Source organism: Martinezella hainanensis (assembly GCF_900094555.1).
In the GTDB taxonomy this organism is placed as follows: Bacteria; Pseudomonadota; Alphaproteobacteria; order Rhizobiales; family Rhizobiaceae; genus Rhizobium; species Rhizobium hainanense.
In genome coordinates this window covers 877,643-890,498 of the sequence record NZ_FMAC01000001.1, presented here as the reverse complement: position 1 = coordinate 890,498, position 12,856 = coordinate 877,643, and the positions used below count along the sequence as shown (strand labels likewise).

The 12,856-nt window shown below is 59.9% G+C and carries 16 protein-coding genes; 10 read left to right on the top strand and 6 right to left on the bottom strand.

Annotation, left to right across the window (positions count from 1 at the left end; all coding sequences use genetic code 11):
- The first annotated feature begins 8 nt into the window (after window positions 1–8).
- Window positions 9–2,456 carry a GcvT family protein gene (locus GA0061100_RS04345; protein ID WP_075851453.1) on the top strand — a complete coding sequence of 816 codons (2,448 nt, stop codon included), beginning with the start codon at window positions 9–11 and terminating at the stop codon, window positions 2,454–2,456.
- Between the two features lie 28 nt (window positions 2,457–2,484).
- Here GA0061100_RS04345 and GA0061100_RS04340 read toward each other — a convergent pair whose 3' ends face one another.
- The 4 genes from GA0061100_RS04340 to GA0061100_RS04325 all read right to left on the bottom strand — a co-directional run bounded on the left by GA0061100_RS04340 (window position 2,485) and on the right by GA0061100_RS04325 (window position 4,434).
- The gene (locus tag GA0061100_RS04340) at window positions 2,485–2,814 is read right to left on the bottom strand and encodes a hypothetical protein (protein ID WP_075851451.1); all 330 of its coding nucleotides are present in this window, start codon (window positions 2,812–2,814) and stop codon (window positions 2,485–2,487) included.
- 109 nt (window positions 2,815–2,923) lie between these two features.
- Complete coding sequence (locus GA0061100_RS04335) at window positions 2,924–3,244, bottom strand: hypothetical protein (RefSeq protein ID WP_208621511.1); 321 nt, start codon at window positions 3,242–3,244, stop codon at window positions 2,924–2,926.
- 106 nt (window positions 3,245–3,350) lie between these two features.
- Complete coding sequence (locus tag GA0061100_RS04330; protein ID WP_075851450.1) at window positions 3,351–3,815, bottom strand: GNAT family N-acetyltransferase; 465 nt, start codon at window positions 3,813–3,815, stop codon at window positions 3,351–3,353.
- Between the two features lie 10 nt (window positions 3,816–3,825).
- Window positions 3,826–4,434 (bottom strand): P-loop NTPase family protein, encoded by a 609-nt coding sequence (locus GA0061100_RS04325; RefSeq protein ID WP_244557759.1) that lies wholly within the window; start codon window positions 4,432–4,434, stop codon window positions 3,826–3,828.
- 257 nt (window positions 4,435–4,691) lie between these two features.
- Between GA0061100_RS04325 and GA0061100_RS04320 the strand changes: the two genes are divergently transcribed.
- The 4 genes from GA0061100_RS04320 to GA0061100_RS04305 all read left to right on the top strand — a co-directional run bounded on the left by GA0061100_RS04320 (window position 4,692) and on the right by GA0061100_RS04305 (window position 7,920).
- Window positions 4,692–5,366, top strand: coding sequence for an inner membrane-spanning protein YciB (locus GA0061100_RS04320; protein ID WP_244557758.1), 675 nt, complete (start codon window positions 4,692–4,694; stop codon window positions 5,364–5,366).
- A 126-nt stretch (window positions 5,367–5,492) separates the two neighbouring features.
- Complete coding sequence (gene ung / locus GA0061100_RS04315; RefSeq protein WP_075851446.1) at window positions 5,493–6,191, top strand: uracil-DNA glycosylase; 699 nt, start codon at window positions 5,493–5,495, stop codon at window positions 6,189–6,191.
- Between the two features lie 169 nt (window positions 6,192–6,360).
- Window positions 6,361–7,293: a VOC family protein gene (locus GA0061100_RS04310; RefSeq protein WP_075851444.1), complete on the top strand. Its 933-nt coding sequence runs from the start codon at window positions 6,361–6,363 to the stop codon at window positions 7,291–7,293.
- A gap of 15 nt (window positions 7,294–7,308) precedes the next feature.
- Window positions 7,309–7,920, top strand: a complete 612-nt coding sequence (locus GA0061100_RS04305; RefSeq protein ID WP_075851442.1) for an alpha/beta hydrolase — start codon at window positions 7,309–7,311, stop codon at window positions 7,918–7,920.
- A gap of 53 nt (window positions 7,921–7,973) precedes the next feature.
- On the opposite strand, the gene GA0061100_RS04300 is transcribed toward GA0061100_RS04305, so the two are convergent.
- A complete protein-coding gene (locus tag GA0061100_RS04300) occupies window positions 7,974–8,399 on the bottom strand; it encodes a hypothetical protein (RefSeq protein ID WP_075851441.1) in 426 nt (141 codons plus the stop codon).
- A gap of 246 nt (window positions 8,400–8,645) precedes the next feature.
- Between GA0061100_RS04300 and GA0061100_RS04295 the strand changes: the two genes are divergently transcribed.
- From GA0061100_RS04295 to rutF, 5 genes are all read left to right on the top strand, one after another.
- Complete coding sequence (locus tag GA0061100_RS04295; RefSeq protein WP_075851890.1) at window positions 8,646–9,542, top strand: DMT family transporter; 897 nt, start codon at window positions 8,646–8,648, stop codon at window positions 9,540–9,542.
- 61 nt (window positions 9,543–9,603) lie between these two features.
- Window positions 9,604–9,996: a RidA family protein gene (locus GA0061100_RS04290; protein ID WP_075851439.1), complete on the top strand. Its 393-nt coding sequence runs from the start codon at window positions 9,604–9,606 to the stop codon at window positions 9,994–9,996.
- The gene (locus GA0061100_RS04285; protein ID WP_075851437.1) at window positions 9,993–10,496 is read left to right on the top strand and encodes a VOC family protein; all 504 of its coding nucleotides are present in this window, start codon (window positions 9,993–9,995) and stop codon (window positions 10,494–10,496) included. Before GA0061100_RS04290 ends, GA0061100_RS04285 begins: the two co-directional genes overlap by 4 nt.
- 123 nt (window positions 10,497–10,619) lie before the next feature.
- On the top strand, window positions 10,620–11,348 hold the full coding sequence (locus GA0061100_RS04280) for a class I SAM-dependent methyltransferase (RefSeq protein WP_075851435.1): 729 nt from the start codon (window positions 10,620–10,622) through the stop codon (window positions 11,346–11,348).
- A gap of 177 nt (window positions 11,349–11,525) precedes the next feature.
- Complete coding sequence (gene rutF / locus GA0061100_RS04275) at window positions 11,526–12,065, top strand: NADH-dependent FMN reductase RutF (RefSeq protein WP_075851433.1); 540 nt, start codon at window positions 11,526–11,528, stop codon at window positions 12,063–12,065.
- A 14-nt stretch (window positions 12,066–12,079) separates the two neighbouring features.
- On the opposite strand, the gene GA0061100_RS04270 is transcribed toward rutF, so the two are convergent.
- Entirely contained in the window at window positions 12,080–12,853 is a 774-nt protein-coding gene (locus tag GA0061100_RS04270; protein WP_075851431.1) for an alpha/beta fold hydrolase, read from the bottom strand.
- Between the last annotated feature and the right edge of the window lie 3 nt (window positions 12,854–12,856).

Here is a 12,856-nt window from a genome sequence, read left to right as displayed (position 1 = left end):
GTGACACGATGAAGGAACTGCCTGCTACCGCAAAAACCGTCGTCATCGGCGGCGGCATCATCGGCTGCTCGACCGCCTATCATCTCGGCAAGCTCGGCTTCACCGATACCGTGCTTCTGGAGCGCAAGAAGCTGACCTCGGGCACGACGTTCCATGCGGCCGGTCTCGTCGGCCAGCTGCGCACCAGCGCCAACATCACGCAGATGCTCGGCTACTCCGTCGATCTCTACAAGAAGCTCGAGGCGGAGACGGGGCTTGCCACCGGCTGGAAGATGAATGGCGGCCTGCGCCTCGCCTGCAACGAGGAGCGCTGGACGGAGGTGAAGCGGCAGGCGACGACGGCGCAATCCTTCGGCCTGCAGATGCATCTCCTGACGCCGCAGGAGGCGCTCGATCTCTGGCCGCTGATGGATGTGGACGATCTCGTCGGCGCCGCCTTCCTGCCGACGGACGGGCAGGCCAATCCCTCCGATATCACCCAGGCGCTGGCGAAGGGCGCGCGCATGAGCGGGGTGTCGATCTTCGAGGATACCGAGGTTCTCGATCTGGAAATCGACAAGGGCCGGATCCGCGCCGTCATCACCGAGAGAGGCCGCATCGAATGCGAGCGCGTCGTCGTCTGCGCGGGGCAATGGACGCGGACCTTCGCCGAACGTTTCGGCGTCAATGTCCCGCTCGTCTCGGTCGAGCATCAATATCTCATCACCGAATCCTTTGGCGTGCCATCCAACCTGCCGACGCTGCGCGATCCCGACCGGCTGACCTACTACAAGGAGGAGGTCGGCGGGCTGGTCATGGGCGGCTATGAGCCCAATCCTATCCCCTGGGCGCCCGACGGCATCCCCAGGGATTTCCACTACACGCTGCTCGACAGCAATTTCGATCATTTCGAGCAGATCATGGAGCAAGCGCTGGTGCGCGTGCCGGCGCTGCAGACGGCCGGCGTCAAGCAGCTGCTGTGCGGCCCGGAGAGCTTTACGCCCGACGGCAATTTCATTCTCGGCGAGGCGCCGGAATTGAAGAACTTCTTCGTCGGCGCCGGCTTCAACGCCTTCGGCATCGCCTCGGCCGGTGGGGCAGGTATGGCGCTCGCCGAATGGGTCGCCAAGGGCGAGCCGCCCTATGACCTCTGGCCTGTCGATATCAGGCGTTTCGGCCGCCCGCATTTCGATACCGACTGGGTTCGCACCCGAACGCTGGAAGCCTATGGCAAGCACTACACCATGGCATGGCCTTTCGAGGAGCATTCCAGCGGCCGGCCCTGCCGCAAGTCACCGCTTTACGACCGGCTGAAGGCGCAGGGCGCTTGCTTCGGCGAAAAGCTCGGCTGGGAGCGGCCGAACTGGTTTGCTGATCTTTTTGCCGGCGAGGAGCCGAAGGATGTCTACACATACGGCCGGCAGAACTGGTTCGATGCCGTCGGCCGCGAGCACAAGGCGGTGCGCGAAGCGGCCGTGATCTTCGACCAGACCTCCTTTGCCAAATTCGTGCTGAAGGGCAGGGATGCCGAAGCCGCAATCTCTTGGATCGCCTCCAATGACGTTGCCAAGCCCGTGGGTGCCTTGACCTATACCCAGATGCTGAACGACCGGGGCGGCATCGAATGCGATGTCACCGTTGCCCGCATTGCCGAAAACGAATTCTACATCACTACAGGCACCGGCTTCGCCACCCATGATTTCGACTGGATCGCTCGCAATATTCCGCCCGAGATGCATGCGGAACTGGTGGACGTGACGTCTGCCTATTCCGTGTTGTCGCTGATGGGGCCGAAATCGCGCGCAATCTTGCAGGTAGTGACTTCGGCCGACGTTTCGAATGCCGCATTCCCCTTCGGCAAGGTGAGGACCGTTGGCATTGCCGGTTGCCCGGTGCGGGCGTTGCGCATCACCTATGTCGGCGAGCTCGGCTACGAACTGCATGTGCCGGTGGAATATGCCGCGACCATCTATGACGTGCTGATGGCCGCGGGCCGCGAGCATGGCCTCGTCAATGCCGGCTACCGCGCTATCGAAAGCTGCCGCCTGGAAAAGGGCTATCGTGCCTGGGGTTCGGATATTGGGCCGGACCATACGCCGGTCGAGGCCGGGCTTGCCTGGGCGGTGAAGACGAAGAAAGACGTCGCCTTCCGCGGCCGCGAGGCGGTCGAGCTGCAACTGGCATCCGGCGTGAAGAAGATGCTCGCCTGCTTCGTGCCTGACGATCCCGAGATCGTGCTCCTCGGCCGCGAGACGATCTATCGTGATGGACAACGCGTCGGCTGGCTGTCGAGCGGCGGCTACGGCTATACGATCGGCAAGGCGATCGGCTACGGCTATGTCCGCGATCCCAACGGCGTCACGGAGGATTTCGTGCTGTCCGGCCGCTACGAACTCGATGTCGCGCAGAGCCGCGTACCGTGTCAGGTGGTGCTGAAGCCGCTTTATGATCCTCAGATGGCACGGATCAAGGGGTGATAGCGGAAGGCGGGAATGAGTTATTCCCTCATTGTTGTTCCGGCGTGTTTCCACCGTGGAAATTGCCGAAGTGACGTGCGGCAAACAAAGCGAGTGCGAGCGCGCCGAGACCAACGGCGAGCGCGTCCAATCCGTCATCCAAATGCAGGGAACCAGCCCGCACGAGAAGCAGGTATGCGACCACGAGATTGGCGAAACCCCACAGGACATTGACGGTGGATGACGAAAGTCCCACGCCGCGAGGCTTGGCGAAGGGCGATTGAAAGGGTCTACCGAGAACTCCGCTCACCAGATGCGGAACCGCGTTCATGAGAAAGGCGCCGCCAGCGAATAGAAGCAGGTAGTGCAGCAGGTTCATCTTGAGGATTCCGCTTGGCGAGTTCGTGGTGATAGTATTGGTTACCGCGATATTGGCCGGTCGGCGTTAGTCGCCGGTCGGCAGTCCTCGAACGTTTGCTGAAACGGCCTTATGCGGCAGAATGTTGTGAGGCCGGCTCGATCGGCAGATCGGTGCCGGAGACATCAGCGCCGGGACCCATGACAACGATGCCTTCACCAACGATCCGCCCTGCAAGCTGACCGTTGAAAACCAGATTCCCGTTATTGATGACATTGCGGCCGATCTGGCCGGAAACGACGGCGTTTCCCCCGGCTTCAATAATCAATCCGCCGAGCAGGCCTCCGGATGCAATCAGTTTCCCACCTCGTTTGACATGGGTAACTCCGGTGACGGTGTTGCCGACAACCATAATCTTGGTCACAACTAAATCACCGATATGCTGGCCCACTTCAGCTACTCCCTCGATGTTTCGAATAGATAGTCAGTGCAGCTTACGGTTTTTCTTGGCTCTCGCAATGGGCTTCGATTGATGAATCCTGTCAGTTGAGGAACGATTAAGGAAGTGAACCCTTCGGCGGCGCCCGGATGAAACGTTGACGGACCATGTCTTCGTTTGCCCAAATCTCGCCCGGTATAAAACCGCAGCTTTCGTAGATCCGGCGCGCAGCTAATCCTCCGGTGGTTTCTTTCGTAAATGTGTCCACGCAGATGGAGCAATAAGCGGGAACATGGGTGATCGCTGTTTCGATCAGCCTTCGGCCAATGCCACAGCGGCGATATTCCCGCGAAACAGCAAGCCAGCGTATCCAAAAAACGTCACCTGATCCTCCGAGCAAAATACCGCCAGCAAAGGAATGTCCTTTCATGGTCCGGGCGCAGAGAGCCTGCTTCCGATCGATCTTCCGTGCCAGGATCGTCGAAAAACCAGGCATCGGGCCGAAGAGCCCAACAACCTCCTCTGACAGCATCATCCATGGCGCGATATCGGCGTGTACAGCTACATCGATCTGGATCTGCATGTCAGTCCGCCTATCGTCTCGTTGGCAAATCCCAAACCTGATAAAGGCTATTGAGCGCCTCCGCCGTATGGCATTCCACCGTCGGCAACTTGGATTCCTGGAGAATTTTTGCATATTTGGCGCCGCTGTTGCGGGTCTTCACCAGTATCCAGTGAATCATCTCCCATTTGATGCTGTCCTTAGCGCCTTCGAGATGTCCCGCGCGGTTCGCGCTGTTGATGAGCGTGCGCTTGAGATAGCGCGAAAAGCGTAGCCAGTGATTGGAGGTGATGAGGATCGCCCCGGTGGCTCGGGCAAAGCGCTGCGGCATGAGGCGCGTATAATTGCCTTCCATAATCCATTGCTCGCCAAGAATGGCCGCATCGTGCAGCGCAGCGAATTCTGCTTCGGGACGCTGCTTCCAATCGGTGTGAGGCAGGTGATGAAGCTGATCGAGATGGATCGTTGGAAAGCCAAGCTTTTTGGAGAGCGCAACCGCAAGGGTTGACTTGCCAGCATTGGACGGGCCGAGCACGACGATGCGCTCGCCAAGGGAATGCAAGGGAAGCATGGGGCACCGGTCGAAAAATTGGGATGGCCTCCAATGGCTGAACCAAGTGCGGTTGTCAACGATCTGCAAACTTGTCGCTGCCATTGATCGCAATCGTCGAGCACGATCGAACCCAAGCCGGTTCGTCCGCCAGAAATTGTGATCTCGCCATTTCCGTATCAGCCATTCCTGACCATATTGCCGCTCCCCCTCAGTCGACATGCCGACAACAGGCCGAGCCGAGAGATGAGGGCGGAAGCGGGCAGCAAGCTGGAGAAGGGCTGGAAAGAGGCGCTGCCTGACGTCAAGCCGTAGCGTGGTCTTGTCCCTGTGCTGAGAGTGATCCCGTGGACATCCTTGATCGAGGCAATCCGGTGCTCTATGAATTTTACCCCTGTCGCAATGAGAGCCAGGGTGCAGTGAGAAGCTTTTTCGATGCAGCCAGGCTGCTGCTTGCCGATCTGGCCTCCAGCCTGTTGTTCGTCATCCTGCTGTCGTTGACGCACAATGCCACGCTTTCGACATGTCTGGCGATTGCGCTTGGTCTTCTCCAGATCGGAATTCAGTTCATTCGCCGCAAGCCCATCGAGGTCATGGAGTGGCTCAGTCTTTTTCTGGTCATCGCTGCCGGCGTGGCGACGCTGTTGACAAATGATCCGCGTTTCGTGCTGTTCAAGCCGAGTGTGATCTATGCGATCATCGGTGTCGTGATGTTGAAGCCTGGTTGGATGAACCGATATCTGCCGGCGATTGCGCGCACGGTTGCGCCCGATGTCGCCATTTATGTGGGGTTTGCCTGGGCCGGCCTGATGTTCCTGTCCGCTGCGCTCAATGCAGTTATTGCCCTCATGTTTGATCTATCGACATGGGCGGCTGTTATGCCGGCCTTCGGTATCGGCAGCAAAGTGGTGTTGATGCTGGCCGGGTTTGCGGCGATCCGTCTCACGGTGCGGCGGCGCGTGCGCGCCATGCCCGAGGCCGAACGTGACGCCTTGCTGATCTCGACAGGCGAAAGGGCTTAATCGCCGTTGCCGGCAACGGCCATTGCCGGAAAGCTGTGATCTGCCTGCTGCAATGGACGTCCTTTCCTTGACTTGCCGGCGCTTTCGCCCTCAATCGGACTGCTGACGAAAATGGAGGCGTGATCAATGGCCGAAGCGAACATCAAGCTCGAAGACAGCTGGAAAGAGGCATTGTCGCCTGAGTTTGCCAGTCCGTATATGGATGAACTTAAGGCTTTCCTCGTCGAGGAGAAGCAGCGCGGCAAGGTGATCTTTCCCCGTGGCAGCGAGTATTTCCGGGCACTGGATTTAACCCCGCTCGACGAGGTACAGGTCGTCATTCTCGGCCAGGACCCCTATCACGGCTTCGGTCAGGCGCACGGGCTCTGCTTCAGCGTGCGCCCCGGCGTGCGCATCCCGCCGTCGCTGGTCAATATCTACAAGGAACTGGAAACCGATCTCGGCATTCCGCCGGCCCGCCACGGCTTTCTGGAGAGTTGGGCGAAGCAGGGTGTGCTGCTGCTCAACAGCGTGCTGACGGTCGAGGAATCGCAGGCCGCCTCGCATCAGGGCAAGGGCTGGGAGCGCTTTACCGACGCCGTCATCCGCAGGGTCAACGACGAATGCGACGGCGTCGTCTTCATGCTCTGGGGCTCCTATGCGCAGAAGAAGGCCGCTTTCGTCGATACCGAGCGCCATCTCGTGTTGAAATCCGTCCATCCCTCGCCGCTGTCGGCCCATAACGGCTTCTTCGGCTGCCGGCATTTTTCCAAGGCCAACGCCTATCTGGCCGAACATGGCAGGGATCCGATCGACTGGGCGCTGCCGAGCAATCCTGAGGCTTAGCGAGGCGGCACGTCTCGATTGCCCTATGCATCAGTGAACGATCTGATTTTATCGTTCACTCTTTGAAGACAATCCGTTTGGCCATTCGGGGCTATCGAAACACGGCTCACGAGACCATCTTCTGCCCATGAGAAACGCCTGCCGGTGCAGGCGAGACAAGGGGTTTAAGATGCTTAACCAGATCAAAGGTCTTCACCACGTTACCTCGATGGCGGAAGACGCCCGCACCAACAACAAGTTCTTCACGGATACGCTCGGCCTGCGGCGGGTGAAGAAGACCGTGAATTTCGATGCTCCCGATGTCTATCACCTCTACTATGGTGACGAGGTCGGTACGCCCGGCACGATCATGACTTACTTCCCGTTCCCGAAGATGGCGCGCGGTCGCCCGGGCACCGGTGAGGTCGGCAATACTGTTTACTCCGTTCCGGAAGGCGCGCTTGGTTATTGGACCGAGCGGCTCGGGCAGCATGGGGTCGAAGGCCTGAAGGCCGACGAATCCTTCGGCCAGAAGCGCCTGCATTTCGCAGGTCCCGATGGTGATGGCTTTGCTCTCGTCGAGGTCAAGGACGACAAGCGTTTGCCCTGGACGCATAACGGCGTCGATGCCGAACATGCCATCCGCGGTTTCCATTCCGTTGCCATGCGGCTCAGGGACGAGGGTGCGACGGCCGAACTGCTGAAATACATGGGCTACGAAGTCGTCGACACCCATGAAGGCGTCAAGCGGCTCGCCATTCCCGGCGGCAACGGTGCCGACTATGTCGACCTCGAAACCATGCCGAACATCAACCGCGCGCTTCCAGGCGCCGGCTCCGTTCACCATGTCGCCTTTGCCGTCGAGAACCGCGCAAAGCAGCTCGAAGTGCGCAAGGCGCTGATGGACACGGGTTATCAGGTGACCCCGGTCATCGACCGCGATTACTTCTGGGCGATCTACTTCCGTACGCCAGGTGGCGTGCTGTTCGAAGTCGCAACCAACGAACCCGGCTTTGACCGCGACGAGGATACGGCCCATCTCGGCGAGGCGCTGAAACTGCCCGAGCAGCATGCGCATCTGCGTGGCTTGATCGAGCAGCATCTTGAGCCGCTGGAAGGCTAATCCAGGAGAAAAATCATGACCGATACGACCTATGTGCACCGGCTGAAGGCCGGTGCATCCGGAAAGCCGATTTTCTTCACCTTCCATGGCACCGGCGGCGATGAGAACCAGTTCTTCGATTTCGCTACCCGACTTCTACCAGAGGCGACGATCGTCTCGCCACGCGGCGATGTCTCGGAATATGGCGCAGCGCGTTTCTTCCGCCGGACGGGCGAGGGCGTCTACGACATGGCCGACCTTGCCCGCGCGACGGAAAAGATGGCGGCCTATGTCTCGGAGCTGGCGGCTGAGTACAGCGCGTCGCAGGTGCTTGGCCTCGGTTTTTCCAACGGCGCCAACATCCTTGCCAATGTTCTGATCGAGCATGGCGATCTCTTCGATGCGGCCGTGCTGATGCATCCGCTGATCCCGTTCCAGCCGAAGGACAATGCAAGGCTGGAGGGCAAGCGGGTGCTGATCACCGCGGGCGAACACGATCCGATCGCGCCTGCTCCAGTCACCAGGTCGCTAGCGGATTACTTTGCGCGGCAGAACGCCGAGGTCACACTCGAATGGCATCCGGGTGGCCACGATATTCGTCCCAACGAGATCGAGGCAATCCGTAGTTTCCTCGCGCCTTACGCTTAGAACCCGTGCAAAACATTGGGCCGCGCGGCAGAAGACCTCTGATGCGCGGCCTGCTATTTGCCGATTAGACCTACCATGGCCTTCGCTTGCGAGGCGGCCGCCAGTTTTCCCTTCTGGTCGATGTAGTCTGTCCCGCAGAAGCGGTTGAGATTGGCGAAATCCATGCTGTCCGATTGCGCATGCCTTGCTTCGGCAATAACCATGCGCCAGGCGCAGCCGAGCATCTTATCAGGCTGGATTGCCTGATCGCAGCCTGTACTAAGACATAGGGCGACATGTTTCTGTGCTCGATATCCGCCTGCTATGGCCTCCTCGTAGTCGGCCTTCCAGCTATCGCGGGTATGTTCGCAGCGGGCGGGATTGCTGCTCTGGCTGCACTGCACCGTCTTGTCGACATAGGTTTGCGCCGGCGGCCATAGCGGACCGTCGACCAGGCTGACGCAGCCGCACGCGAACAAGGTGGCTGACAGCAGGCGCAATTGATTCTCCTTCGACGAAGTCGCCAGAACCCTAGAGCGATCGTAAATATGTGCAAGATCAATGTGATCTTGCCAACAGCGATGGCGAGACGGCGCTCACTTGACTACTCGTGGCAACGTGTAGCGTGACCTTCCTGCAACCCTTGCCATCTTCCGGCATCCGCGACACGCAACGGCGCAAGCTTTGCTTGTGAGTATCATTGCCGCCCGCTAATGCTCTGCCGCTATAGGGCGGGGGATTTCATCGTGACGCTGGCGGAACAGCAACAGTACAGGCTCGGCGTGATTTATGTGGCGCTTTCGGCGCTCGCCTGGTCGACCTCCGGTCTCTTCGTGCGGGCGATCCATGCCGATCTCATGACCATTCTGTTCTGCCGAGGCATCGTCTCCGGCCTCGGCGTCTTTGCGCTGTTTTTCTATATCGAGCGCCGCAATGCCTTTCGCATCCTGCGCTCCATGCGCGGCCCGTCGCTGGCGGCGACGATCTTTTCCACCGCTTCCATGATTAGCGGTATCGGCTCGATCTATTATACCTCGGTCGCGGATGCCATGGTCATCTATGCGACCGTGCCCTTCGTTACCGCCGGCGTCGCCTTCCTCTTCATCGGCGAGCGTCCGAATGTGAGGACGCTGGTTGCCAGCGGCATTGCCTTCGTCGGCGTACTCGTCATGCTTTCCGGCCATGGCAGCGACGGCGGCAGCTGGCTCGGCAAGGGGCTCGCCGCCATCATGACGCTGACAGTCGCGGCCCTTGCGGTTGTCATGCGCCAGCATCGCAATGTGCCGATGCTGCCGGCCATGGCACTGTCGGCCTGGCTCTGCTCCTTCGTTACCTTCTGGTTCGCTTCGCCGCTTTCGATCTCTGGCCAGGATCTTGGCCTGATCATTGCCTTCGGCATCATCCAGAATGCCATGGGCCTTAGCCTCTACACCTTCGGCTCGCGGCTGGTGCCGGCCTCGGATGCCGCCCTGCTGACGGCGCTCGAAGTGCCGCTCACGCCGCTCTGGGTCTGGATGGTTTTCGCCGAGCGCCCTTCAACGGCGACGCTCATCGGCGGGCCAATCGTGCTTGCCGCGCTGTTCGGACATATCCTGCTGGAAGTGCGGCGAAATCGCGCGGTGACATCGATACGGGCGCACTGACCGTCTTGCCCCTTTCATCACAAAATGCTGATATCGGCCCGGTCATCAGGAGTCGGAATCGATGAAAAAGGTCTTTAATCCCGCATCTGTCCGCCGCCCTTTCGGCAATTACAATCACGGCCTGCTGGTGCCGCCAGGGGCCAGCCTTCTCGTCACCTCAGGCCAGCTCGGAATCGGTCTTGACGACCGGATTCCAGCCGACGTGACGGCCCAGGCCGAGTTGTGCTTCAAGGCTATCGGCGCCATTCTGGATGAGGCCGGCATGAGCTTTGCTGATGTCATCCGCATCGCCGGGTTCGTTACCACGCGCGAGGATTTTCCCGCCTATATGGCCGTGCGGGACCGCTATATTCAGGATCCCAAGCCGGTTTCGACATTGCTGATCGTCGGCGGGTTTACCCGGGCCGAGTTCCTGGTTGAGGTAGAGGTCACGGCGGCGAAGGTGATGAGATGACGATCGGTCCCGAGCATTCGGCCGATCCATTAATGCCGCGCATTCTGGGACTTTACGAGACGCATCTGACGGTTGCCGATCTCCAACGCTCGATCGCATTCTATCGCGATGTGCTGAAGCTCGAGGTCGCGACCGTCATCGAAAGCAGGAATGTCGCCTTCCTGTGGATCGACGACAAAAGGATGGGCATGCTTGGCCTCTGGGAAACGGGCAGCGCTCCGCTTAGAATGCGTCTCCACATTGCGTTCAGAATCTCTCTTGACGATGTCCTTCGTTCCGCTGCCGCTTTGAAGGCTCATGGCGTTCAGCCGAAAGGCTTTAATGGCGAGCCGCTCGATGAGCCGGTCGTTCTGGGCTGGGTGCCGGCAGTTTCGCAGTATTTTTCCGATCCCGATGGGCATTCTATCGAGTTCATCCATGTGCTTGAGGATGCGGCCGATCCGGGTTTCGGTGTGAAGCCCTATTCGCAATGGTTGTCCCGGCCGAAACCGACCGCTTGACGGGCAGCGGCCGAAGCCCCTGGCAATCGGCTTTTTGCCGGCTTCCTTATGGTCTATGCGGGAATACGAGCAATACTGCCGACACGGCCAATGGCAGGCCGCGAAGAGGCGTGAAAGACGCGCATGACACAGAATATCTACGACGATCCGGATTTCTTCGAAGGCTATAGCCGCCTGCAACGCTCCATTGACGGGCTGGCTGGTGCGGCCGAATGGCCTGCCATCCGCGCCTTGATGCCAGATATGAAAGGCCTCGATGTCGCCGATCTCGGGTGTGGTTTCGGCTGGTTCTGCCGTTGGGCGGCCGAACACGGCGCCGCCAGCGTGTTGGGGCTCGATGTCTCGGAAAACATGCTTGAGCGCGCGCGGGCGGAAACTGCGGATGCGCGTGTTCGTTATGATCTGGCCGATCTCGAGAAGCTCCAGCTTCCAAAGGCCGGCTTCGATCTCGTCTACAGCTCGCTCGCCTTCCACTACATCGAGGGTTTCGCCGGCCTTCTGGCGACCATTCACCAAGCACTTAAACCGGGTGGCCGGCTGCTCTTTTCGATCGAGCATCCGATCTACATGGCGCCGCGGCAGCCGAAATGGCTCGATGATGCCGAGGGTGGCAAGATCTGGCCCCTCAGTGCCTATCAGATCGAAGGGCCGCGGGTGACGAACTGGCTCGCCGAGGGCGTCGTCAAGCAGCACCGCACCATGGGCACGACACTCAACCTCCTGATCAGATCCGGCTTTGCCATCGTCCATGTCGAGGAATGGTCGCCAAGCGATGAGGATCTCGCGGCCCATCCGGATTGGGCGATCGAGCGCGAACGGCCGATGTTTCTCCTGATCTCGACACGGACCTGAGGCCGGCTTCGGCATGTTTGCGCGGCACCCCCGGAAGGCGGTTGTTTTTCCTTTTGTTGATAGATTTTATAGAGAACTAATTGCTCGCGAAGGCCGACTCTCTAAAATGTCGTTTCTTGAGGCGCTTTCATCCTCTCGATAGTGTGTGCTGACCGGCGCAAGTTAGGGGACAGCGGAATGAACATGAAAACCTCCGTGGCGATCGAGAAGGCGGTGCCTGTTGCCGATCCTGATATTGCGCGCACCGAGTTTCGCAACGCCATGGCGCGAATGGCCGCTGCGGTCAACATCGTCACGACCGATGGCCCGGCCGGGCTCGCCGGCTTTGCTGCGACCGCCGTCTGCAGCGTCACGGATAGCCCGCCGACCTTGCTCGTCTGTCTCAACCGCGGCGCTTCGGTTCACCCTGCCGTGACGCAAAACGGCGTGCTCTGCGTCAACGTCCTTTCGGAAGCGCACCAGGATCTGTCGCGGCTTTTCGGTGGCAAGACGCCGGTTGCCGAGCGCTTCGCCGCTGCATCCTGGTCGGAATTATCGACCGGTGCGCCGGTACTGGAAGATGCTCTCGTCTCGTTTGACTGCCGCATCGTGCGGCAGGCAGATGGCGGCACGCACGATATCCTGCTTTGCGAAGTCGATGCCATCCGCCAGCGTGACAACGGTCAGGGGCTTGTCTATTTCGACCGGGACTATCATCCCGCAGGCCAGGCCGAATAGGTCCGTTCGCGTCGTCACGCCAGAAAGTCTTCGATCGCCTTTATGACCAGGGCAGGGTGCTCGCGATGCGGCACGGGCCCGGTGTCCGGCATGATATAGACCGGGCCGCGGCCGGCCGCGATCCGGCGTGGATGCGCTTCGGAGCCATATTCGTCGCGGTCTCCGTGGATGGCGAGTACCGGGCAAGGCAGGCTCTCAAGTGCTGCATCGAGGGTCCATCCGGCCCTTGCCGGATCAAGCCAGGTGTCGATCCATGCATGCAGCACCCAATCGGCCTTGGCGCCGTGATATTTGGCAAGCCTTGCGAAGGTCTCGGCCGACTTGAATTCCTGCTGCGCGATCCGGATGCCCTGCAGGGTCCTGTCCTCCACGAAGGCCTGGGCTGCGATGGTGATCACGGCACGGCAGCGTTCGCCAAACCTTGCTCCCGTCTCAACGGCCATGCCGCCGCCTACGCTGTGTCCACAGGCAACGAATTCTCGAATGGACAATTGCTCGCAAAGAAGCGGCACGAAATCCTTCGCCTCCGATGCAATGAAATCCTGCGTCAGAAGGTCGTTGCGGGCATTGGAACGACCAAAGCCCAACCGGTCATAGGCAATGACCCGACGGCCGAGGGAACGGGCGAGTTGCTGCGGAAAATCCCGCCAGAGCATGATACATCCGAGGGAATCGTGAAACAGGATTATCGGTTGCTGTGACCTCAGGACGGCCGGCGTCCATGATCTGGCATGGAGGCGCCCGTCGGAGCTCTCGATCCAATGTTCCGTTTCTGCGATCTCGGTCATTTG

What these genes read in the sequence shown, in the direction of transcription:
- ung (WP_075851446.1), top strand. Translation starts at nt 5,493, where the DNA reads ATGGCCGAAGCGAACATCAAGCTCGAAGACAGCTGGAAAGAGGCATTG.
- GA0061100_RS04270 (WP_075851431.1), bottom strand. Translation starts at nt 12,853, where the DNA reads ATGACCGAGATCGCAGAAACGGAACATTGGATCGAGAGCTCCGACGGG.
- GA0061100_RS04345 (WP_075851453.1), top strand. Translation starts at nt 9, where the DNA reads ATGAAGGAACTGCCTGCTACCGCAAAAACCGTCGTCATCGGCGGCGGC.
- GA0061100_RS04310 (WP_075851444.1), top strand. Translation starts at nt 6,361, where the DNA reads ATGCTTAACCAGATCAAAGGTCTTCACCACGTTACCTCGATGGCGGAA.
- GA0061100_RS04330 (WP_075851450.1), bottom strand. Translation starts at nt 3,815, where the DNA reads ATGCAGATCCAGATCGATGTAGCTGTACACGCCGATATCGCGCCATGG.
- GA0061100_RS04340 (WP_075851451.1), bottom strand. Translation starts at nt 2,814, where the DNA reads ATGAACCTGCTGCACTACCTGCTTCTATTCGCTGGCGGCGCCTTTCTC.
- GA0061100_RS04285 (WP_075851437.1), top strand. Translation starts at nt 9,993, where the DNA reads ATGACGATCGGTCCCGAGCATTCGGCCGATCCATTAATGCCGCGCATT.
- GA0061100_RS04290 (WP_075851439.1), top strand. Translation starts at nt 9,604, where the DNA reads ATGAAAAAGGTCTTTAATCCCGCATCTGTCCGCCGCCCTTTCGGCAAT.
- rutF (WP_075851433.1), top strand. Translation starts at nt 11,526, where the DNA reads ATGAACATGAAAACCTCCGTGGCGATCGAGAAGGCGGTGCCTGTTGCC.
- GA0061100_RS04280 (WP_075851435.1), top strand. Translation starts at nt 10,620, where the DNA reads ATGACACAGAATATCTACGACGATCCGGATTTCTTCGAAGGCTATAGC.
- GA0061100_RS04305 (WP_075851442.1), top strand. Translation starts at nt 7,309, where the DNA reads ATGACCGATACGACCTATGTGCACCGGCTGAAGGCCGGTGCATCCGGA.